Source organism: Streptomyces sp. NPDC004327 (assembly GCF_042873935.1).
Classification (GTDB): Bacteria; Actinomycetota; Actinomycetes; order Streptomycetales; family Streptomycetaceae; genus Streptomyces.
On record NZ_JBIAME010000004.1, the window covers coordinates 542,035 to 563,649 of the forward strand.

The 21,615-nt window shown below is 70.1% G+C and carries 15 protein-coding genes, 4 pseudogenes and 2 CRISPR repeat arrays; of the genes and pseudogenes, 15 read left to right on the top strand and 4 right to left on the bottom strand.

Annotated elements, in window-relative coordinates:
- Positions 1–206: 206 nt before the first annotated feature.
- A CRISPR array of direct repeats spans positions 207–1,521; the repeat unit is 29 nt; unit sequence GGGTCCATCCCCGCGGGTGCGGGGAGCAG.
- A 742-nt stretch (positions 1,522–2,263) separates the two neighbouring features.
- Genes cas3 through cas2e form a run of 8 tightly spaced genes read left to right on the top strand, consistent with a single transcriptional unit; the run spans position 2,264 to position 11,591 of the window.
- Complete coding sequence (cas3, locus tag ACFYU9_RS16705) at positions 2,264–5,203, top strand: CRISPR-associated helicase Cas3' (protein WP_389345185.1); 2,940 nt, start codon at positions 2,264–2,266, stop codon at positions 5,201–5,203.
- A 28-nt stretch (positions 5,204–5,231) separates the two neighbouring features.
- The gene (gene casA / locus ACFYU9_RS16710) at positions 5,232–6,893 is read left to right on the top strand and encodes a type I-E CRISPR-associated protein Cse1/CasA (RefSeq protein WP_389345314.1); all 1,662 of its coding nucleotides are present in this window, start codon (positions 5,232–5,234) and stop codon (positions 6,891–6,893) included.
- On the top strand, positions 6,890–7,582 hold the full coding sequence (gene casB / locus ACFYU9_RS16715) for a type I-E CRISPR-associated protein Cse2/CasB (RefSeq protein WP_389345186.1): 693 nt from the start codon (positions 6,890–6,892) through the stop codon (positions 7,580–7,582). The genes casA and casB overlap by 4 nt, the downstream gene beginning before the upstream one ends.
- Positions 7,579–8,772, top strand: a complete 1,194-nt coding sequence (gene cas7e / locus ACFYU9_RS16720; protein ID WP_389345187.1) for a type I-E CRISPR-associated protein Cas7/Cse4/CasC — start codon at positions 7,579–7,581, stop codon at positions 8,770–8,772. Before casB ends, cas7e begins: the two co-directional genes overlap by 4 nt.
- Positions 8,769–9,488: a type I-E CRISPR-associated protein Cas5/CasD gene (gene cas5e, locus ACFYU9_RS16725; protein ID WP_389213539.1), complete on the top strand. Its 720-nt coding sequence runs from the start codon at positions 8,769–8,771 to the stop codon at positions 9,486–9,488. The genes cas7e and cas5e overlap by 4 nt, the downstream gene beginning before the upstream one ends.
- Positions 9,488–10,267 (top strand): type I-E CRISPR-associated protein Cas6/Cse3/CasE, encoded by a 780-nt coding sequence (gene cas6e, locus ACFYU9_RS16730; protein ID WP_389345188.1) that lies wholly within the window; start codon positions 9,488–9,490, stop codon positions 10,265–10,267. The genes cas5e and cas6e overlap by 1 nt, the downstream gene beginning before the upstream one ends.
- A complete protein-coding gene (gene cas1e / locus ACFYU9_RS16735) occupies positions 10,264–11,232 on the top strand; it encodes a type I-E CRISPR-associated endonuclease Cas1e (protein ID WP_389345189.1) in 969 nt (322 codons plus the stop codon). Before cas6e ends, cas1e begins: the two co-directional genes overlap by 4 nt.
- Positions 11,229–11,591, top strand: a complete 363-nt coding sequence (gene cas2e, locus ACFYU9_RS16740) for a type I-E CRISPR-associated endoribonuclease Cas2e (protein WP_389213993.1) — start codon at positions 11,229–11,231, stop codon at positions 11,589–11,591. The genes cas1e and cas2e overlap by 4 nt, the downstream gene beginning before the upstream one ends.
- Positions 11,592–11,681: 90 nt before the next feature.
- Positions 11,682–12,748: direct repeats of the CRISPR family, unit length 29 nt; unit sequence CTGCTCCCCGCACCCGCGGGGATGGTCCC.
- A 97-nt stretch (positions 12,749–12,845) separates the two neighbouring features.
- On the opposite strand, the pseudogene ACFYU9_RS16745 reads toward cas2e, so the two are convergent.
- Positions 12,846–13,355: pseudogene (locus tag ACFYU9_RS16745) on the bottom strand (PP2C family protein-serine/threonine phosphatase); the annotation flags it as partial.
- On the opposite strand from ACFYU9_RS16745, the gene ACFYU9_RS16750 reads away from it, so the two are divergent.
- The 6 genes and pseudogenes from ACFYU9_RS16750 (at position 13,284) to ACFYU9_RS16775 (ending at position 17,326) form a co-directional block, all read left to right on the top strand.
- Positions 13,284–13,526 (top strand): hypothetical protein, encoded by a 243-nt coding sequence (locus tag ACFYU9_RS16750; RefSeq protein ID WP_389345190.1) that lies wholly within the window; start codon positions 13,284–13,286, stop codon positions 13,524–13,526. The pseudogene ACFYU9_RS16745 and the gene ACFYU9_RS16750 sit on opposite strands and share 72 nt — an antisense overlap.
- Positions 13,527–14,091: 565 nt before the next feature.
- A pseudogene (locus tag ACFYU9_RS16755) lies at positions 14,092–14,348 on the top strand (hypothetical protein); the annotation flags it as partial.
- 9 nt (positions 14,349–14,357) lie between these two features.
- Positions 14,358–14,510 carry a hypothetical protein gene (locus ACFYU9_RS16760; RefSeq protein ID WP_389345191.1) on the top strand — a complete coding sequence of 51 codons (153 nt, stop codon included), beginning with the start codon at positions 14,358–14,360 and terminating at the stop codon, positions 14,508–14,510.
- A 26-nt stretch (positions 14,511–14,536) separates the two neighbouring features.
- Positions 14,537–15,325: an oxidoreductase gene (locus ACFYU9_RS16765; RefSeq protein ID WP_389345192.1), complete on the top strand. Its 789-nt coding sequence runs from the start codon at positions 14,537–14,539 to the stop codon at positions 15,323–15,325.
- A gap of 328 nt (positions 15,326–15,653) precedes the next feature.
- Positions 15,654–16,068: pseudogene (locus tag ACFYU9_RS16770) on the top strand (CBS domain-containing protein).
- 52 nt (positions 16,069–16,120) lie between these two features.
- On the top strand, positions 16,121–17,326 hold the full coding sequence (locus tag ACFYU9_RS16775; protein WP_389345193.1) for an alcohol dehydrogenase catalytic domain-containing protein: 1,206 nt from the start codon (positions 16,121–16,123) through the stop codon (positions 17,324–17,326).
- A 361-nt stretch (positions 17,327–17,687) separates the two neighbouring features.
- Here the strand turns inward: ACFYU9_RS16775 and ACFYU9_RS16780 are convergent.
- The 3 genes and pseudogenes from ACFYU9_RS16780 to ACFYU9_RS16790 form a co-directional block, all read right to left on the bottom strand.
- Positions 17,688–18,688, bottom strand: a pseudogene (locus ACFYU9_RS16780) (PHP domain-containing protein).
- A complete protein-coding gene (locus tag ACFYU9_RS16785) occupies positions 18,685–19,578 on the bottom strand; it encodes an SDR family oxidoreductase (RefSeq protein WP_389345194.1) in 894 nt (297 codons plus the stop codon). Before ACFYU9_RS16785 ends, ACFYU9_RS16780 begins: the two are co-directional and overlap by 4 nt.
- 34 nt (positions 19,579–19,612) lie before the next feature.
- Positions 19,613–20,242 (bottom strand): flavodoxin family protein, encoded by a 630-nt coding sequence (locus tag ACFYU9_RS16790; protein ID WP_389345195.1) that lies wholly within the window; start codon positions 20,240–20,242, stop codon positions 19,613–19,615.
- A gap of 549 nt (positions 20,243–20,791) precedes the next feature.
- Here ACFYU9_RS16790 and ACFYU9_RS16795 point away from each other — a divergent pair.
- Entirely contained in the window at positions 20,792–21,316 is a 525-nt protein-coding gene (locus tag ACFYU9_RS16795; protein WP_389345315.1) for a cysteine hydrolase family protein, read from the top strand.
- Positions 21,317–21,615 lie beyond the last annotated feature (299 nt).

Here is a 21,615-nt window from a genome sequence, read left to right on the forward strand (position 1 = left end):
ATCCGACACCTCCCGGATCCCTCAAGTGCATCGTCGCCGCCTGGTACGACAAGTCATCAGGTCCGAACTAGGACCTGCGGTTTTTCCGCGGCCAGGGGTTCGTATCGCACCAGCAGACCGGGCTGCGGTTCACGGGCGCACTAACTTGGCGCGTCCCCGTGCAACTGGGAGCAGGAGCCGGACGCAGCGCCGCGCTCGGCTGCGCCCGGATCATCCCCGATGGTGCGGGGAGCAGCGGGCCGGACACGGCGGGACCGGCTGTGCGAAGGGACCATCCCCGCGGGTGCGGGCGGGGAGCAGGCGTCATCCCCCGTACGCCGGCTCTGGCCGAAGGGTCCATCCCCGCGGGTCCGGGGCGCAGGCCGACCCCCGGGACGTCGAGCTGTGGCGCGAGGGTCCATCCCCGCGGGTGCGGGGAGCAGGACTCATGAACACGGCGCCGCATGCAAAGGCCGGGTCCATCCCCGCGGGTGCGGGGAGCAGTTGCCGCACCTGCACGAGAGGGCGCGCGATCCGGGTCCATCCCCGCGGGTGCGGGGAGCAGCGCTCCCCGGTGCGGTAGATGCGGGCGAGCGCGGGTCCATCCCCGCGGGTGCGGGGAGCAGACGTCTCCGGCGGGGGCTCAGGGAATCGCGCAGGGTCCATCCCCGCGGGTGCGGGGAGCAGTCGGGCATCGGCCCGTAAGCGCCGCCGACGGTGGGTCCATCCCCGCGGGTGCGGGGAGCAGGGAACGGCGCGACGATGCCCTGCTCGATCGCGGGGTCCATCCCCGCGGGTGCGGGGAGCAGCCCCCAGGCCATCCAGCGGATCGCGGCTGACATGGGTCCATCCCCGCGGGTGCGGGGAGCAGTCTGCGGTGCCGAGGGGGCCAGGAATGCAGCAGGGTCCATCCCCGCGGGTGCGGGGAGCAGGGCCAGCCGCAGTCGAAACAGGTGGCCTGGGTGGGTCCATCCCCGCGGGTGCGGGGAGCAGCACGGGACCTGTCACAGATTTCCCTTGCAGACGGGACCATCCCCGCGGGTGCGGGGAGCAGCGGTACGGCGAGATTGGCGGCGTCGACCCGCAGGGACCATCCCCGCGGGTGCGGGGAGCAGGGCGCGGAGATCGCTGCCAACGCCATGGTGGTGGGACCATCCCCGCGGGTGCGGGGAGCAGCCGCATTTCTTCTGCGCCGAGTACGACCTGGAGGGACCATCCCCGCGGGTGCGGGGAGCAGACTGCTTGGGTCGACTATCCCCAGCCGGAGTCGGGACCATCCCCGCGGGTGCGGGGAGCAGTTGCCGGCGGAGTCCTTCCAGATGGAAGGCTCGGGACCATCCCCGCGGGTGCGGGGAGCAGCCGGCCCGGGGAGCCGGGCCGGAACGGCGGGGGGGACCATCCCCGCGGGTGCGGGGAGCAGTACCTGCCCGTCTCGGCCGGTACGTCGATCCGGGGACCATCCCCGCGGGTGCGGGGAGCAGGAGCACCTCGACGGCCGCACCACCGGCTGGCTGGGACCATCCCCGCGGGTGCGGGGAGCAGACTGCTTGACCTGCAGCGTTATCCGAGCCGTGCCTCCTTCTTAACCACTTTCACTGAATGCGACATTGCGGTCATTCCAGGCGCCGGTGAGCTTTGAAGTGCAGCCCTCGCGTAGGAGCGCCCGCACGTAAGTGTGCGGACGCTGACGAGCGTCGTGCAATCGGGCCTGGGGAAGGGCAATCCCCGCAGCGGGCGGGGAGCAAGGTGGGTTCGTCCAGGCCAGTGGGGCCATCCCCGCGGGTGCGGGGAGCAGTGTGGATATCTGAGCGTAGCCCAACCGCAGTCTCTGCGGACCAGGTTGTCAGCGCGGCTTATGTTGTCGAGGTTCCTCTAGCCCAGTGTTGAGGAAAGCGTGACCTTGGGCGTCCGGCACCGTTAACCGGGGGACAGAGTCACGAACAGGGCAGCTGAGGAGCGAACGTGAAGTGGTGCAGGAATCCCGATTGGTGTCACGTGGTCGTGGCTGTCCTGGGGCTTGTGGTGTCTACGGCGCTGGAAGTTCTTCGCGCTGCTGGGTAGAGAGCCGGGGCTTCCCTGTGTACGTGCGTCCCGTGCGGCAGCCGACTTTGGCGGCCAACTTGCCTCACATCGAGACGCGTCGATGGCCTACTGCGGGGTCAAACCTTGACACTGTACGCGTCGAAAGCACCTCGTAGAGCTCAAATGCGCAAAGCAGTAGAGCTCTTGTCCTATTTCCGCATATGCCAGCCCGTCCCGGGCAAGCAACCTGTATTCATCTGGCATGCGTGACGTAGAAGAAGGCCGCTCTGGTTTGGGCGGTCGGCTCGACGGGCCGGTGCTGTCCGTCTGGGCGAAGTACGACAGGGACTCCGATGGGTGGTTGCCACTGTGGCAGCACTTGGAGGACAGCGCTGCCGTGGCGGGACTGCTGTGGGACCGCTGGTTGCCGGCCAGTGTGAGGCGGCTGATCGGAGAGGCCCTGCCCGGAGGCGAGACCGACGGTCGGCGCCTGGCCGTTTGGCTTGCGGGCGTGCACGACATCGGGAAGGCGACTCCGGCGTTCGCCTGTCAGGTGGAGCAGCTTGCCGATCGGATGCGGCTGCAGGGGCTGGAAATGAAGTCGCAGTCGGCGCTGGGTGCCGACCGGCGGCTGGCACCGCATGGACTGGCCGGGCAGGCCTTGTTGGGGGAGTGGCTGGAAGAGACCCAGGACTGGGGGCCCCGCCAGAGTGGGCAGTTCACCGTAGTGGTGGGTGGCCATCACGGAGTGCCGCCTCAGCACGGCCAGATCATGGATCTGGACAGGCGTGGGCATCTGTTGCGTACGCCTGGTGGGAGCCGGGGGTTGTGGCGGCGGGTCCAGCGCGAGCTGCTGGAGGCCTGTGCCGAAGAGTTCGAGGTGCGCGATCGGCTGGAGGCGTGGCGTTCGGTCCGGCTGTCTCAGCCGGTGCAGGTGTTGCTGACGGCGCTGGTGATCGTCGCCGATTGGATCGCGAGCAACCCCGAGCTCTTTCCGTACTACCCGCAGGACGTGCCCCGTACCGGTGCTGAGCGGGCGGTCGCGGCCTGGCAAGGACTGGATCTTCCCGAGGCGTGGGCTCCGGTGGAGCCGGAGGAGGACGCAGAGGGGCTCTTCATGGCGCGGTTCGGGTTGCCGGTGGGCGCGAAGGTCCGGCCGGTGCAGGAGGCGGCGTTCGAGCTGGCGCGGTCCATGCCGGAGCCGGGTCTGATGATCGTCGAAGCGCCGATGGGGGAGGGAAAGACCGAGGCGGCGCTGGCGGTGGCGGAGGTCTTCGCGGCGCGCTCGGGGGCGGGCGGGGTGTTTTTCGCGCTGCCGACGATGGCAACGGGCAACGCCATGTTTCCGCGACTGTTGGAGTGGCTGACGCGTCTTCCGAGCCTGGAGGCCGGCAGGGCTTCGGTGATGCTGGCGCACTCCAAGGCTTCATTGAACGAGGAGTTCGCCGGCCTGATGCGGGGGCAGCGTCCGGTTGCGGCAGTGGACATGGATGCCGCCGCGCCCTCGGCTTGGCGTCCGTCGGACGGTGGGCGGGCGGCTCAGGCCGAGCTGGTCGCTCATACGTGGCTGCGGGGCCGGAAGAAGGCCCTGCTGTCGTCGTTCGTGGCCGGCACGATCGACCAGTTGCTGTTCACGGGGCTCAAGAGCAAGCACCTGGCGCTGCGGCATCTGGCGGCTGCCGGGAAGGTCGTGGTCATCGACGAGGCGCATGCGTACGACACGTACATGAGCGTCTATCTCGACCGGGTGCTGCAGTGGCTGGGCGAGTACCGGGTGCCGGTCGTGGTGCTGTCGGCGACATTGCCGGCGACCCGGCGCGAGGAGCTCGTGGCGGCCTATGCCGATGCCGACGTTCAGGGCCCGGGAGTGGCTGAGGGCCTCGCGGCGGTGGGGGCTGCAGAGGGCTACTCGCTGCTGACCGCGGTGGCACCGGGCGGCACACCGGTGATGAGGCGTCCGCCCTCGTCTGGTCGGGGAGCCCCGGTCCGGCTGGAGCACCTGGGAGACAGGCTCGATGCGCTTGCCGACCGCCTGGAGACGGAGCTGCAGGAAGGGGGCTGCGCCCTGGTCGTACGGAACACGGTCAATCGAGTGCTGGAGACCGCTCGGACCCTGCGGGAGCGGTTCGGCGACGCGAACGTGACCGTGGCGCACTCGTGCTTCATCGATGTGGACCGCGCGACGAAGGATGCGGAGCTGCTCCGGCGCTTCGGCCCGCCGGCGAAGGCGGTGGGCCGGCCCGGTGGCCCGCACGTCGTAGTCGCGAGCCAGGTCGCCGAACAGTCGCTGGACGTCGACTTCGATCTGCTCGTGACGGACCTGTGCCCCGTGGACCTGCTGCTGCAGCGCATGGGACGTCTGCACCGGCATCAGCGGGGCGCCGGCCAGGGCGAGCGGCCTGCGAGGTTGCGGCAGGCCAGGTGTCTGGTGACCGGTGTCGACTGGGATGCGCGGGTGCCGGTGTCGGTGCCGGTACCGGTGCGCGGCTCGGTCGCTGTCTATGGGGAGCACGCGCTGTTGCGGTCGGCTGCCGCCTTGTTGCCGCACCTGGTCGAGGGGCGACCGGTTCGACTGCCGCAGGACATCAGTCCGTTGGTTCAGCGCGCTTACGCGGACGAGCTCGATGGGCCGGCGGAATGGGCCGAGGTCCTGGCGGAGGCGCGGCAGCGGCACGAGCGTGGGCGCGCTGACCAGGTGGAGCGGGCGACCGTTTTCCGGCTCGACGAGGTGGGGCAGGCCGGACGCCCGCTTTTCGGGTGGGTTGCGGCCGGTGCAGGGGACGCTGACGATACTCGAACTGGGCGGGCTCAGGTCCGTGACGGCCGGGACAGCCTCGAAGTCGTCGTCGTGTGGCGCCGCACGGACGGGGTGTTGACGACGGTGCCTTGGCTCAGTGACGACAGACAGGGCCGGAAGCTCGGCGGCCTCGAGCTGCCGCGGGACCAGGTGCCGGGTGTCCTGGCGGCCCGCACGGCGGCGAGCTGCGGTCTGAGGCTACCCATCCAGTTCTCGTACCCCGAGGTCATGGACCGGGCGATCGCGGAGCTTGAAGAGCTGTACGTGCCCGCGTGGCAGGCGAACGACAGCCACTGGCTCGCCGGCCAGCTGATTCTTCCGCTCGACGAGGATTGTCAGACCTCCCTGGCAGGCTTCGTGCTCCGCTACTCCAGCAGCGACGGACTTGAGGTGAGGCGTGCCTGAAACCACTGCCAACGACAATGCCGGAGGCATGTCGTTCGATCTCACGAACGAGCCCTGGATCGAGGTCTTGCGGGACGACGGCCGACAGGACGAGCTGTCGCTGCGCGAGGTATTCGCGCAGGCCGGCGAACTGCGCAGGATCGTCGGTGATCTGCCGACCACGGAGTTCGCGCTGCTGCGCGTACTGCTGGCGATCACCCACGACGCAGTCGACGGGCCCAGGGACATCGAGCACTGGTCACGGCTCTGGAACGACCCCGGCTGCTTTGCGCCATTAGGCACCTATTTCGACGAACACCGTTCGCGGTTCGACCTGTTGCACGCCGAAGTCCCGTTCTTCCAGACGGCGGGACTACACACACCCAAGGGCGAGGTGTTCTCCCTCAACCGGATCGTCGCGGACGTCCCCAACGGAGAGCCGTTCTTCTCAGCCCGCCAGCCAACCGTCGAACGGCTCAGCTTCGCCGAGGCCGCCCGGTGGGTGGTTCACACCCACGCGTACGACACCTCCGGCATCAAGAGCGGTGCGGTCGGCGACGACCGTGCCAAGAGCGGGAAGGTCTACCCGCTCGGCGTGGGGTGGGCCGGCAACCTCGGCGGGGTTTTCGTCGAGGGACGGAATGTGCGGGAGACGCTGCTGCTCAACCTCGTGGCGGCCGACACCACGGGCTTGCGTTTCGGGGATGGCGACCGCCCGGCCTGGCGACGCGAGCCCACCGGCCCGGGAGGAAGCGAGCGCGCCCCGAGCGGTGTGCGCGACCTGTACACGTGGCAGAGCAGGCGCATCAGGCTGCATGCGGATGGCGGTGGAGTGCACGGCGTCGTTCTCGGCTACGGCGACCCACTGCACGCCCGCAACCGGCACGTATACGAGCCGATGACCGCATGGCGGCGCAGCCAGGCGCAGGAGAAGAAGCACGGCGAGGCGCTGGTCTATCTTCCACGGGACCACGACCCGGAACGTGCCGCCTGGCGCGGGCTCGCCTCGCTGGTAGCCGACCGGCATCAGACGAAGAAGGACGACGCCGGGGTCCCGGAATCGCTGCGCCCCGGTGTTCTCGAGTGGGTCGCGAGGCTGGTGACCGAGGGCGAGCTGCCCCGAGGCTTCCTCATCCGGGCCAGGACCGTGGGAGCCAAGTACGGCACTCAGCAGTCGGTCGTCGACGAGGTCGTTGAGGACCACCTGTCGATGGACGTAGCCCTGCTGCACCTGCGGGACCGCGAATATGCCCAGCAGGCGATCGACGCGGTCGGCGACGCCGACGAGGCGGTCAAAGCGCTCGGAGATCTCGCAACCGACCTGCAGCGTGCGGCCGGACTGGAGAACGACAGCCCTCGCGTCATGGCACGCGAGCGCGGCTTCGCCACCCTCGAAGGCCCCTACCGGGTCTGGCTGGCGCGCCTGGGCGAAGCCGCCGATCCGTACGAACGGCGAACGGCGTGGCAGCGGCAGGTTCACCAGACGGTCTCCCTGCTCGGACAGCAGCTCGTCGCTGACGCTGGTGACGCGGCGTGGCAGGGCCGCACGGTCACCACGAAGCGGGGCCGCGTCTGGCTGAACTCGGGCCTCGCACACTCCTGGTTCAAAGCCCGAGTGGGCAAGAGCCTCGGCCACCCGAGCCCGTCAGCCGCCCTTTCCCGCGACTCCGCGTCCCTGACCACGGGCCCCTCTTCGAAGGTGCACGCATGACGATCACGACAACCGCGTCGACCACGGTTCAGGCATTGGTCTCCAAGCTCGCACACGAGCGCATCGGCAGCTGGCAGAGCGGCTACCTCGCTGACCGACCGAAGGCCGTCGCCGCCGTGGCCAGGCTCCGCCGAGGCGCCGGCCGTCCGGCCGGGCAGGTCCCCGACCTCTGGGACCTCATCGACATCTCCCCGCTGCACGAGGCCCGTCCCGACGGGAGGCGGTTGGGCGAGATCGAGCTCGGCCGCGCCGAGGAAGCCGTGCACGTCGCCTGCACCCTGTGGGCCGTCCACCAACAGGCGCGCAGCACCGGCATGCACCAACGGCACAACCGTGAGCGCTCCCGAGGACTGGGCGCCGCGGTCCGCCGGCTGATGCCCCCCGACGACATCGACGAGCCCCTCCGCAAGCGCCTCGTCCGGGCCGGGACCGCGCCCGACCTGATCGTCCTGGCCCAGCGGCTGCGAGACATCGTCACGCTGCTCCGCGGCCAGGAGGCCCGCCTCGACTACGCCCTGCTCGCCGCCCAGCTGTACCAGTGGCAGTGGCCAGGCGGCCCCGACGCCGTCCGCACCGCATGGGGACGCTCCTTCCACGCCTGGCGCGACGAACAGGAGCTCAACGCCGCCATCCCGGCCCCCACGGCCGCACCCGACATCCTCGACACGACCACCAAGGACGCCTCGTGAACCGCCTCTTCATCGACGTACACGCCCTGCAGACCGTCCCTCCAAGCAACCTCAACCGAGACGACACCGGAGCCCCCAAAACCGCCATCTACGGGGGAGTGCCGCGAGCCCGCGTCTCGAGTCAGGCCTGGAAGCGCGCCACCCGCGAGTACTTCAACGACAAGCAGCTGCTCGACCCCAGCGAACTCGGCGTGCGCACCAAGAAAGTCGTGGAACTCCTCGCCAAGAGGATCAGCAGCCTGGACGAGGGGGTGGGCGATGTGGCCGCCCAGCAGCTGGCGGCGGAGGTCATCCAGGCCACTGGTCTGAAGATCGAGGTACCCAAGCGCAAGGCCACTGCCGCCAAGGACGGCGAACCCGAGCCGCCGGCCGAGGCGAAGTACCTGGTGTTCCTCAGCGCCCGCCAGATCGACGGCCTGGCCCGTCTCGCCCTCAACGGCGCCGACGACATCAAGGCCTACCTGAAGGACAAGGACAACAAAGCCCGCGCCAAGCAGATCGCCGACACCCTGCACTCCGTCGACATCGCCCTGTTCGGCCGCATGGTCGCCGATGTCACCGACATCAGCGTCGATGCCGCCGTGCAAGTCGCCCACGCCATCAGCGTCCACCGCGCCGACACCGAATCCGACTACTACACGGCCGTCGACGACCAGAACACCGACGCCGAACCCGGCGCAGGCATGATCGGCACCGTCGACTTCAACTCCGCCACGCTCTACCGTTACGCCGCGCTCAGCGTGCACCAGCTGCTCGACAACCTCGGCCAGGGCCTCCGCGACGACGAGCCTGCTACCGTCCCCGTACGGCGTGCCGTCGAAGCCTTCGTCAACGGCTTCCTTTCCTCTCTGCCCCAGGGCAAGATCAACACCTTTGGCCACCACACCCTGCCCGACGCCGTCGTCGTCAAGCTCCGCACCACCCGCCCCATCAGCTTCGTGGCCGCCTTCGAAGACCCGGTGCGCGGCGACCAGGGCGGCTACGTCCGTGAAGCCAGCGAACGCCTCGCCGAGTTCATCCCGGACATCGAGCGCGCCTACGGCGACGACGCGACGACCATGACCTGGGTGCTGCGTGTCGGGCCCAGCACGCAGAAGCTCGCCGGCATCGGCACCGAGACGGAAAGCCTTGGCACGCTCGTCCAAGCCGTCGGCCAGGCCGTGACCGAGCGCCTGGAGAAGCCGGAATGAGCGTCCTCACCGTCCGACTCGCGGGCCCCCTGCAGTCCTGGGGGGCCTCCGCCCGCTTCGCCCGCCGCAGCACCGAGGCCGCCCCGACCAAGAGCGGCGTCATCGGCCTGCTCGCCGCCGCGAAGGGCGTCGCCCGCGGCGACGACGAGCGGCTCGCCCCGTTGGCCGCGCTGCGGTTCGGCGTCCGGATCGACCAGGCCGGCACCCGTCTGCGGGACTTCCACACCGCGCACCATCCGGTCACAGGCCAGCCCATGCCGCTGTCCGAGCGGTTCTACCTCGCCGACGCCGTATTCGTCGCCGCCGTCGAAGGGGACGCCGCCCTCCTCGCCGGCCTGCACGCCGCACTCCGGAACCCCGTCTACGCTCCGTTCCTGGGCCGCCGGTCCTGCCCGCCGGCTCAGCCCGTCGAGCTCGGCCTCCACCACGACATCGACCTGCTGCAGGCTCTGAGGGCCGAACCATGGCAGGCCTCCGCCTGGCACCAGCGTCTGCGCCGCCAGGACAAAGTCGTCGACCTGCCCGTCCTGTTGGAAACCTCTGCAGGCACAGCAGACACCGAGCTCCTCCGTGACCAGCCCATCAGCTTCGCCGCCGAACAGCGCCGCCACGTCTTGCGCACCGTCGTGCGCAAGACGGTCACCGTGTCCAACCCGCTTGCCGCTGCAGTGCCCCAGCACGACCCGCTCGCTGCGCTGGAAGAAGAGAGCGCCTGATGTTCCTGACCCGCTTCCGCATGAACACCGCCCGTCCAGGCACTCGGCGGCTCCTTTCCTCTCCCCAGGCCCTGCACGCAGCCGTCATGTCCTCCTTCCCCAACCTGCTGCCTTCCGACCAGGCCTCCGGTGACGGACCACGCGTGCTGTGGCGCCTCGACCACAACGCCAAGGCCGAAGTCCTCCTCTACCTCGTCAGCCCGGAACAGCCCGACCTCACACACCTCGTGGAACAATCAGGCTGGCCGACGACTGCCTCCCCGGGCGCTCCGGGATGGCAGACCCGGCCCTACGCTCCTCTCCTCGACCGTCTGGCCAAAGGCGACCGATGGGCCTTCCGCCTGACCGCCAACCCCGTCCACCACATCCGTCGCACCGGCGACGAACCACGCAAGCGCACCGCCCACCTCACCCCGACCCACCAACTGCAGTGGCTCCTCGACTTCGGCCGCCAAGAGCGCGCCGGCTTCCGTGTTCTCGAAAAGCGGGAGGACAAGCGGCTCCTCCCCGGCGGCACCACTCACAACAAACACCCTCATCACGGCGACCGCTACGAAGTGCACGTACGAGACCAGCGAGCGCTGGCCTTCGGGAAACGTGCCGATGGCGGAGGGCGTGGCGGCCAGGTCAGCCTCGTGACGGTCACGTTCGACGGCCGACTGGAGATCACGGACCCCGAGCGCATGCGGCTCACCCTCACCGCAGGCCTTGGGAAGGCCAAAGCGTACGGATGCGGCCTCATGACACTGGCCCCTCTGACCTCGCGGCCTGTTCGTTGACGACGGTCTCAGCGCGGACGGCGCTGACCCCACGAGATCTCACACGCACCAGCGACCGCCTGTCCTTTGTCTACTTGGAGCGCTGCACCATCCACCGTGAGGCGAACGCCATCACCGCTACCGACGCCGAGGGCACCATCCACATCCCGTCGGCGACCATCGGTACCCTTCTCCTCGGCCCCGGGACCCGCGTCACCCATCAGGCGATGTCCGTCCTCGGAGACACGGGGGCGGCAGTCGTATGGGTGGGCGAGCACGGTGTGCGCTACTACGCGTCCGGGCGCGCACTGACCCGCTCCTCCGGCCTCGCGGAGGCCCAGGCCGAACGGTGGGCCAATGCCCGCTCGCGCCTCTCCGTCGCACGTGCCATGTACCGCCTGCGGTTCCCTGACGAGGACCCCGGAGGCCTGACCCGTCGCGAACTCCTCGGCCGTGAAGGCAGCCGCGTCAAGGACTGCTACCGCGCGCAGGCCGCCCGCACGGGAATCACCTGGCGCGGTCGCAGGTACGTGCCCGGCGACCTGACCGCGTCCGACGCCGTCAACCAGGCGCTCACCGCCGCAGCCCAGTGCATGTACGGCGTCGCCCACGCGGTCGTCACCTCTCTCGGCTGCAGCCCCGCGCTCGGATTCGTCCACTCCGGCCACGAACTCTCCTTCGTCCTCGACATAGCCGACCTGTACAAGACTGAGATCGGCATCCCGCTCGCCTTCGACATCGCGGCACAGGGCGAGGAAGACGTGGCATCCCGCACGCGCCGAGCGCTGCGCGACCGCATCCACGAGACGGCCCTGCTCGATCGCTGCGTCGACGACATCAAACGCCTGCTCGCGTCCGCCGGTTCCGAAGCGACCGGCACCGACCATGACGTCGTCACCCTCCAAACAGAAGGCGGACACCAGGTCGCGGCCGGCCGGAACTACGGGGAGGCCGGCGACGACGAGTGCGAGGCGATGACCTGGTGACCGTCATCGTCCTGACCAACTGCCCACCAGGTCTGAGGGGCTTCCTGACCCGATGGCTTCTCGAGATCTCTGCAGGCGTCTTCATCGGCAACCCCTCGGCCCGCATCCGCGACGTGCTGTGGGATGAGGTCCAGAAATACGCGGACCAGGGCCGAGCACTCCTCGCACACACAACGAACAACGAACAGGGCTATACCTTCCGCACCTTCGACCATACGTGGCACCCGGTCGACCACGAGGGCCTGGCCTTGATCCGGCGGCCTAACCCGAATGCCCCGCCGGCGGCTCCCACAGCGAGTGGGACACCAGCAACAGGTTGGAGCAAGGCATCCAAGCGCCGCCGCTTCGGTCGACGCTGAAGCGGTAAGGGTGATATGGCTTATTTGCCGCTTTCTGTGAAACTGGTGGAAACGATGCACCGTCGGACACGTTCCCGCAGGTCGGCGAGACTGCTCCCCGCACCCGCGGGGATGGTCCCAGTCCGCCGGGTTCGCCGCCGAACGCGGCCACCTGCTCCCCGCACCCGCGGGGATGGTCCCCTCGAAACCCGGCTCTCGACGTCGCTCACCACCTGCTCCCCGCACCCGCGGGGATGGTCCCCTCAACACCGGACCCCAGGTCGATCACGGGAACTGCTCCCCGCACCCGCGGGGATGGTCCCAGGCCGGTGCCCGGGTCGATTTCCAGGGCGACCTGCTCCCCGCACCCGCAGGGATGGTCCCTCCTCACACGTCGCGATGATGTCCCACCCCGACTGCTCCCCGCACCCGCGGGGATGGTCCCCCGCGATGCCGCTGCCACACCCTCTGGACGAACTGCTCCCCGCACCCGCGGGGATGGTCCCTGATGACGTCCACGGATTCGAGCTGGAGGCTTCTGCTCCCCGCACCCGCGGGGATGGTCCCTGATGACGTCCACGGATTCGAGCTGGAGGCTTCTGCTCCCCGCACCCGCGGGGATGGTCCCCGGTCAGTCAGCTCCTCCCGGAAGGTGTCATCCTGCTCCCCGCACCCGCGGGGATGGTCCCGGCGGTACTCCCGAGCGGACTTGACAACGCGTCTGCTCCCCGCACCCGCGGGGATGGTCCCACGCGATCATCCTCAGCACTCCGGCGACGACCCTGCTCCCCGCACCCGCGGGGATGGTCCCGTGGCGACGATCATGCGGGGTCTCCGTCCTGGCTGCTCCCCGCACCCGCGGGGATGGTCCCACCCAGATGCCCGTACCGGTCCACCGTCGTCTGCTGCTCCCCGCATCCGCGGGGATGGTTCCACCAGGAGGGGATCATGCGACGCGACATCGGCCTGCTCCCCGCACCCGCGGGGATGGTCCCGCGCAGGACCACGGCATCCCCGCCACCGATGTCTGCTCCTCGCACCCGCGGGGATGGTCCCGCTGGTTGACGAGGCTCGCGCCGGTGACGGTGCTGCTCCCCGCACCCACGGGGATGGTCCCAGCTCGTCGCCGGCGGCGGCCATCGTCGGCTCCTGCTCCCCGCACCCGCGGGCCTTCGTTCACAAGGCTGGGTCGGGTGGCATAGGGGCAGGCGCCAGGCGGCGGATTGCGACGACGGCCGCGTCGTCGTCGAGGTGTCCGTTGACGTGGGCCAGCAGGTCGTCCTGGAGACGGCGTAGCAGCTCGTCGGGGTCGTTCCTGGTCCACTGCGGCGCCCGCTCGGTGAAGGGGTAGAAGTCTCCGTCGGCGTTGCGTGCCTCGATGACGCCGTCGGTGTAGAGGAGCAGCAGGTCGCCGGCCTCGAAGGGGAAGGTCTGGACGGTGTAGTCGGCGATGCCGAATGCTCCGCCGAGTCCGATGGGGAGGTGGCTCGCCTCGGCCGTGAGAGGGATGAGCCGGTGTCCGCGGAGGATGAGCGGCGGTGGGTGACCGCAGCTGATGAGGTGGACGACCGGGTCGTTGTCGGGGATGTCGAGCAGAACGGCGGTGGCGAAGTCCTCGGTGGTTTCCTGCTCGGTCGGTGACCGCCACTGGCTGGCGTCCCAGCGGAACGCGGCGTCCAGGTGGATGGCGAGGCGGGGAAGGGTGGCCTGGCGATGAGCGGCTGCCCGGAAGGCGCCGAGCAGCAGGGCGGTGTTGCTGATGGCGCCCAGGCCGCTGCCGCGCACATCGCCGATGAGGATCCGGGTGCTGTGGTGGGCGGTGCGCGCGGCCGCGTACAGGTCTCCACCCAGATCGGCTTCCTCATCGGCGGGGATGTAGAGGCCGGCGATCCGCAGCGGGCCGGAGCGCGCGGGCAGCGGCCGCAGCAGCACGCTTTGTGCCGCCGCGGCCACTGAGCGCACCTGGTACAGCTGCCGCTCGTGCCGGTCCCGCACCACGCAGACGATGACACAGACGGCCGAGACGACGATCAGCGCAGCGATCTGGACCTGGAGGTTGGCGGTGTCCGAGACCCCTCGGAGCACGCCGATCAGCACCTGGGCCGCCACCGCAAGAGCCCCGATGAGCGCCGTCATGCGGGCGCCGGCGAACGCCACCGTGATCGCGGGCGCCGCCACGAGCAGCGGACCGAGGTGGATGTGCGGCGGAGCCAGCACGTCCACCACACAGACCGTGACGATCAGCCCGAGCGGGACCACGAGCAACGCGGGTGCGTGACCCGGCTCCCAGGAACGCCGGGCGTCCAACCATGCTCGAAAAGCCATGCCTCAAGCCTTCCACCTGCCTCCACAAGGCGGGACGCGCCGCTCCGGGGACCGAGACCTGCCGCTGTGCACGACCGGAGAGAACCTGAAGAGGGCCCGATCACCCAGCCCCGTGGCTGCAGCCGCGTCTGCTGACAGGTGTGCCGGTCGGATCGGGTACGCCGACCGGACTTCTTCCTGGATGACGGCTGGAGGGTTTTTCACGACGCCGACATCCGTGGTCACCTCGATGAAGGGCGTCGAGGTGACAGGGCAGCGGCCGCTGGAGTTCGTTGTCGCTACGGCCGGCGGTTGCCTGGCCTCCCAGTCCTTGCCGCGTGGCTGATCACTCGAACGCTCGGGCAAGACGCCGCGCGTCACGTTCTCGACTACGTGGCTCCTGTCGGCGAAAAGCGGCAGACCGTCGAGCGCGTCACGCGTGCCGTCCATGCGGGCGAGACCATACTGCGCTGAGGCCCGGCCATGACGACCCCGACGCCGCCCGTCCCGTTCATCTCCGACGCGGTCACCGACACCACCGACTTCCCCGACCGGGGTCACTCACCCACGATCGACAGCGGCTGGCGCGAGGCTGCCGACACCGCCCTGACCTGGTTGCGCAGGCAAGGCCTGTAGCAGCAGGCGTACTCGAAAGGACCCGTATGGAACTCGGACTCGCCGGCAAGGCCGCTGTCGTCACCGGTGCCGGCCGGGGCATCGGTCTGGCGGTCACCCGCGCGCTGGCCGACGCCGGTACGCGCGTGGTGGCCGGATCCCGGTCGGTCTCCGCAGAACTCGGGGAGCTTGCCGCTGACGGCCAAGTCATCGCCGTGGAGGTCGACCTGGCTGAGCCGTCAGGCCCTGCGAAGCTGATCAACGCCGCCACGGCCGCGTTCGGCGGCGTGGACGTACTGGTCAACAACGTCGGGGGAGTCCGACCGCGGACCGGAGGATTCCTGGAGGTGACCGACGAGGACTGGACCTCGGCGTTCACTCTCAACTTCCTGGCTGCCGTGCGCGCCACACGAGCGGCTCTGCCGTTGTTCCTGGAAAACGGCGGCGGGAGCATCGTCACGGTCTGTTCCGTCAACGCCGTTCTGCCCGACCCACTGGTGATCGACTACGGCGCGGCCAAGGCGGCGCTCGCGAACTTCTGCAAGGCCCTGTCCAAGGAGGTCGGGCCGCGCGGTGTCCGCGTCAACACCGTCAGCCCAGGTCCGGTCTCCACCCCGTTGTGGCTGGGCACGACGGGCGTCGCGGCCACGGTTGCCAAGGCGTCGGGCCTGGCTGCCGACGAAGTGGCCAAGCGGGCCACTGCCGAGTCCGTCACCGGCCGCTTCAGCCGCCCAGAAGAAGTGGCCGACCTCATCCTTTACCTGGCCGGCGACCGCGCCGGGAACATCACCGGTGCCGACTTCGTCATCGACGGCGGTCTCATCAGCACCTTGTGATGCCAGCCGCACCATGGGAGCAGCCCCATTCATGGGACTGCCTTCCCCTCGCATCAGCGAGATCGCTACCAGACGACCGGATTCTTCTTGTCGAAGAAGCCGCCGGTGTGAGGGCCACTCGTGAGCGCCGTCGACGCCGTAGTCGATTCCCTGACCATCGCGGGACAGCACACTCCGGTCACGTCTGATCGGAGCCCCGTCGCTTCCGGGCTGGCCAGGCTGGTCCCGAACAGCTCACGGGTGCTTGCAGCGGCTGCTGCAGGGCAGGCGCTCGGATACCGGACCGCCGGGCCCCGACCGCGCGGCCGATGGACTCTCGGGAGCCATCGTGACCACTGCACGCGAGATCATGACGCAGGACACCACCTGCATCGGTGCCGACGACAGCATCCTCGATGCCGCGAAGAAGATGACCGGCCTCGGAGTGGGCGCGCAGCCGATCTGCGGCAGCGATCAGCTCCTGGAGGGCATGCTCACCGACCGCGACATCATCGTGAAGGTGCTCGGTGCGGGCAAGGACGCCGCCACCTGCACGGCCGGCGAGTTCGCCCAGGGCGAGGCCGTCACCATCGGCGCTGATGACGACGCCTCGGAGATCCTGCGGACCATGGCCGAGCACAAGGTCCCCCGGCTTCCCGTGATCGACGGCCATACGCCTCGTCGGCGTCGTCGCCCAGGCCGATGTCGCCCGCGCCCTGCCCGACCCGCAGGTCGCCGAACTCCTGGAAGCCCTTTCCAGCTGATACTCACCCGCTTGGCGTCGCCTCGCGACGACGCGTGACCGTAGGAGGCGCGATGAAAGCCGTGACATGGCAGGGCCGCCGGAAGATCGAGGTGACGACTGTTCCGGATCCGCAGGTCATCGATCCGACGGACGCCGTCATCGAGGTGACGACGACGGGTCTGTGCGGATCGGACCTGCACCTGTACGAGGTGCTCGGGCCCTTCCTGGAGGCGGGGGACATCCTGGGACACGAGCCGATGGGAGTGGTCGCCGAGGTGGGCCCCGGGGCGCGGGATCTGAAGGTCGGCGACCGCGTCGTCGTGCCGTTCAACGTGTCCTGCGGGACCTGCTTCATGTGCGAGCGCGGTCTGCACTCGCAGTGCGAGACGACCCAGGTCCGCGAGCACGGCAGCGGCGCGAGCCTCTTCGGATACACCAAGCTCTATGGCCAGGTCCCCGGCGGACAGGCCGAGTACCTGCGGGTCCCCTTCGCCGACACCCTCCCGATCCGTGTCCCCGAAGGGCCGCCCGACGAACGGTTCGTGTACCTGTCGGACGTCCTGCCGACCGCCTGGCAGGCCGTCGTCTACGCCGACGTACCGCCCGGAGGCAGCATCGCCGTCCTCGGCCTCGGTCCCATCGGCGACATGTGCACCCGCATCGCCGCCCGCCGCGGGGCCGGCCAGGTGATCGGCGTCGACCTGGTGCCTGAGCGCCTCGCCCGCGCCGCCGGCCACGGCGTACAGGTCTTCGACCTGTCCGAGTACGGGGATCAGCTCGTGGACGCGGTCCGCGGCGTGACCGGGGGCCGCGGACCGGACGCCGTGATCGACGCCGTCGGCATGGAGGCGCACGGCAGTGTCGGCGTCCGGGCCGCGCAGACTGCGACCGGCCTGCTTCCGGACGCCCTGGCTGCCGCTCTGATGAAGAAGGCCGGCGTGGACTGCCTGGGGGCCCTGTACCTCGCCATCGACCTGGTGCGCCGCGGCGGTACCGTCTCCATCTCCGGCGTCTACGGCGGTGCCGCCGACCCGCTGCCACTGCTGACGATGTTCGACAAGCAGATCCAGCTGCGCATGGGACAGGCGAACGTCCGTCGGTGGGTCGACGACCTGCTGCCCTTGCTGACCGACGGCGACCCTCTCGGGGTCGAGGGCTTCGCCACCCACCACCTGCCCCTGGAGGACGCCCCGCGGGCTTACGCGGACTTCCAGAAGAAGCGCGACAGCATGGTGAAGGTCCTTTTCCACCCCGGCGACCGGCCCGCGGCGGCCTGAGCATCTGCCTGGCGTACCCGCCGCCGTACGTCCTGCACGAGAAGGCCGGACGTGAGCTGTACATCCTGCACGAGAAGGCCTGACGTGAGGAGACGGTGACGGTCGCGCTTCCGGAGAAGGCCAGCGAGCGCCGACTCGTGCCGGCGGGGCACGCGAAGGCCGTCTGGAAGGACCGACCGGTCGACGACTCCGACCGTCCGCTGAGCAAGCGCGGCCGGGCCGGGGTTCGCGACCGCGGGTGTCGTGGTGATCGATCTGCCCGGCGGCTGGGCCGGACCGCCCCGGGCACTGGGGCCCTGACGGCTCTCTGGGCACCCGGCCAGACCCGCGGGCACATTCATCCGACCCGACGTCTGATGGGTCACGCCCTGCCGCTCTTGCCCCTCAGCAGCCGTTCGAGCGGCCAGGTCGTGATCAGCCGGTCGGCTCCCAGGCCGATCCGTGCCGCGCGCGCGTAGCCCGTGCTCTGCCAGTGCAGTTGTTCGGGGGCGTGGGCGTCGGTGTCCACGGCGAAGAGGCAGCCCGCGGCCGCGGCCTGCGCGAGCAGGTCGTCCGGCGGGTCGCGCCGTTCCGGCCGGCAGTTGATCTCCACCGCGGTTCCGGCTGCCGCGCACGCGGCGAACACGGCCTCGGCGTCGAAGCGGGACTGCGGCCGCCCCCGGCCGGTGATGATCCGTCCGGTGCAGTGCCCCAGGACGTCGACCCGCGGGTCGCGCACCGCGGCCAGCAGGCGGGCGGTCATGGGTCCGGGCTCCGAGCGGAGCTTGGAATGGACGGACGCCACGACGATGTCGAGTGGCCGAGCAGGTCCTCGTCCTGGTCGAGCGAGCCGTCGTCGAGGATGTCGCACTCGATGCCGGTCAGCAGCCGGAAGTCCCCGCCGAGCCTGGAATTCACGGCGGCCACGGCCTCCAGTTGGTTCTCGAGCCGCTGCGCGCTCAGCCCGTGGGCGATCGTCAGGCGCGGCGAGTGATCGGTCAGGACGGCCCACTGGTGGCCCAGGGCGCGTGCCGCCTCGGCCATGGCCTCGATCGGGCTGCCGCCGTCCGACCAGTCGGAGTGCAGATGGCAGTCCCCGGTGCTCGCCGCCGCCAGGGCCCACCCGGCCCGGGCTGCGGGGTCGGCTTCGTCCTGGAGACGGGCGAGGTAGCGCGGCACGGCGCCGGTCGATGCCTGGGTGATGACCTCGGCGGTGACCGGCCCCACTCCGCGCAGCTGTTCGGCCCGCTCGGCGTCCACGGGGCCCGGTGGCAGGTCGCGGACGGCGTCGGCGGCCGTGTGGAAGGCCCGCACCCGGTACGGGGAGGCCCCGCGCCATTCGAGGAGGAACGCGATCCGGCGCAGGGCATCGTCAGGGGTCACGGCAGGGGGGTTCCGCCGGTGGCGTTGACGATCTCGCCGGTGATGTACGAGGCCTGCTCGGAGGCGAGGAACACGTAGGCGGGCGCCATCTCCGCCGGCTGCGCGGGTCGGCCCAGGGGCGACTGCTCGCCGAACTCCGTCGGGTCGGGCATCGTCGCCGGGATCAGCGGGGTCCAGACCGGCCCGGGCGCGACGGCGTTGGCCCGGATGCCGCGCTCGGCGAGCATCTGGGCGAGGCCGTGGGTGAAGGAGATGATCGCGGACTTGGTCATGGCGTAGTCGAGGAGGTGGGGGCTGGGTTGGTAGCCCTGCACCGAGGCTGTGTTGATCACCGAGCTGCCGCGCGGCATGTGGGCGAGCGCGGCTTTGGTGAGCCAGAACATCCCGTACAGGTTGGTCTTCATCACCCGGTCGAACTGCTCTGTGGTGATCGCCTCGATGCCGTCCGGCTGGGCCATCTGGTAGGCCGCGTTGTTGACGAGCAGGTCGATGCCGCCCAGCTCGCCCACCGTCTTGTCCACGAGGGCGGTGCACTCCTCCTCGTGCCGGATGTCGCACACGACGGCCACCGCTGTACGGCCGGCCTGGCGGATCAGGCGGGCGGTCTCATCGGCCTCCTCGGACTCTTCGGGCAGGTGGGTGAAGGCGACATCGGCGCCTTCCCGCGCGAAGGCGACGCAGACGGCGCGCCCGATCCCGGAGTCCCCTCCGGTGACCAGCGCCCTGCGGCCGAGCAGCAGGCCGTACCCCCGGTAGGTGTCTTCGCCGTGGTCGGGGCGAGGGTCCATGGCCTCGGTCGAGCCGGGGTGGTCCTGGTCCTGCTCGGGGAACGGGGGCCGGGGGTGCAGTGCCACCGGATCGGCGAGGTGGGCCTGCTCGTGGGACGGCATCGAAATCTCCTTCCGGCATGGCCGACGGCGGGTGTCAGGTGGAGGGCGGGTACGGCGTGGCCTTGAGGCGGCGCGCGAGGTGGGCGGTGTTGGCGGCGAGCGTGGCCGTGGTGGCGGCGGTTTTCTCGGGGGTCTTGTCGAGGTCCTGGTAGTCGGTGCCCTGCATGGCCTCGCCGACCCAGTAGGTGACGGCGTTCGGGGCGAGGGAGAACCCCACGTCGTTGAGGCCCTGGAAGAGGTCGGCGCTGACCTTGTGCGCGCCGTCCTCGTTGCCGACGACGCAGACCGCGGCAGCCTTCCCGTACGTGAGCATGCGCCCCTCGTCGTCGCTCTCGCCGAGCTCGGCGTCGAGACGTTCGAGGACGCGCTGGGCGACGCTGGACGGGTGGCCGAGCCAGATGGGCGTGGACAGGACCAGGACGTCGCAGTCCATGATCGTGTCGCGGATCTCTGGCCAGGCGTCCCCGTCACCCATGTCGACCTCGACGCCCGGTTTGACGTCGTGGTCGGCGACCCGCACCACCTTTCCGGTGACACCGTGCTCGGCCAGGGCCGCCATGGTCTGCTCGGCCAGCAACTGGGAGCTGGACCGCTTCGGCGACGGGGAGAGCGTGCAGACCAGCGCGACAGCGCGCAGCGGCGTGGTTTCCGTGGTGGTGTCCATGTGACCCGGCTACCCCGATCGTCATGCCGTATCCCATGCTCCGATCTGGTACCCCTGGTCGATGGCCGGTCTGTGTCCGGGGCTCCTGGCCGGCGGATCCGGGCTCGGCCATCCGGCGATGTCGTTCTGCTGACCTGCGGCGACGATCCACGGAACGAATCGTCCGGGGCGCTGCGGCGTGGCCCAAGCACGGGGCCTCAGTCGAGGCAGGAGACTGCCTCCACGGCCACCTCGTCTTCCCCGGATGAAGGACCCCCCGATGCCGCTGCCACACCCTCTGGACGAAGGCGTTCTCCTCGTCCCTGTCGCCATTGCGCCGCCCGTGCGCCGCGCTGCGGCCGTGACCCCCACGGTCGTGGAACGTCTGAAAGCCCGGCGTCAGGCACACCACGCTGTGGCCGTAACCGCAGTGCGAACCCCGGTTGTCGCGCCGACGCGGCCGGGGCCGGGCCGGTGAGCGGCGGTCGCGTTCCCGGGAGCGGGCCGCTCGGCCGCTCGGCGGAAGGCAGGGGCGCGGGCGGGGGCGCCACAGCGCTGATCGTGATCGACATGCTCAATGCCTATGAGCACGAGGATGCCGAGGTGCTCGTACGCTCCGTCCGCGAAGCCCTTCCGGGTGTCGCGGCGCTGCTCGAGCGGGCGCGGGAGGCCGGCGCACCGGTCGTCTACGTGAACGACAACTTCGGCCGGTGGCGTTCCCACCACGGGGAGATCCTGGAAGCCGCTCTGGCCGGCCGGTACTCCGACCTGGTGGAGCCGATCGCCCCCGACGAGGAGTCCCTGTTCGTCATCAAGGCACGGCACTCGGTCTTCTACGAAACGCCTCTGGCTTACCTGCTGAGCCAGCTGGGCGTCCAGCGGGTGGTGCTGTGCGGCCAGGTGACCGAGCAGTGCGTGCTGTACTCGGCCCTGGACGCCCACATCCGGCACCTCGACGTCGTCGTCGCCCTCGACGCTGTCGCCCACATCGACGCCGGTCTCGCCGACGCGGCCCTGCGCATGATGGAACGCAACATGTCGGCCGAACTCCGCGCGAGCGACGAGATCACCTTCCCGGAAGTGTCTTCAGACTGACGGCGCTGCCTACGGCACCGGCCCGGTGAAGTTGGGGGGCGGTCGTCCTGCACGGGCGGTCGTCCCGCCGGTCAGGCGGTACCGGAGCGCAGAAGCTCCAGTACGGCGCATGCGACGCGGCCGTGGGTTCTCGCCCAGCTCGCCGAGGGCGGCCACGATGGTCTCGCCTTCCTCCAAGAGCCGATGATGCGGGGATGGACGCAGGACGCCCGGCCCTCCGTCTGCGCCCCGCATGGTGCCCGCCCGCACCCCGAACTATGGTGTCCCACCACATACGCGCCTGACCGGCGCCTTCCTAC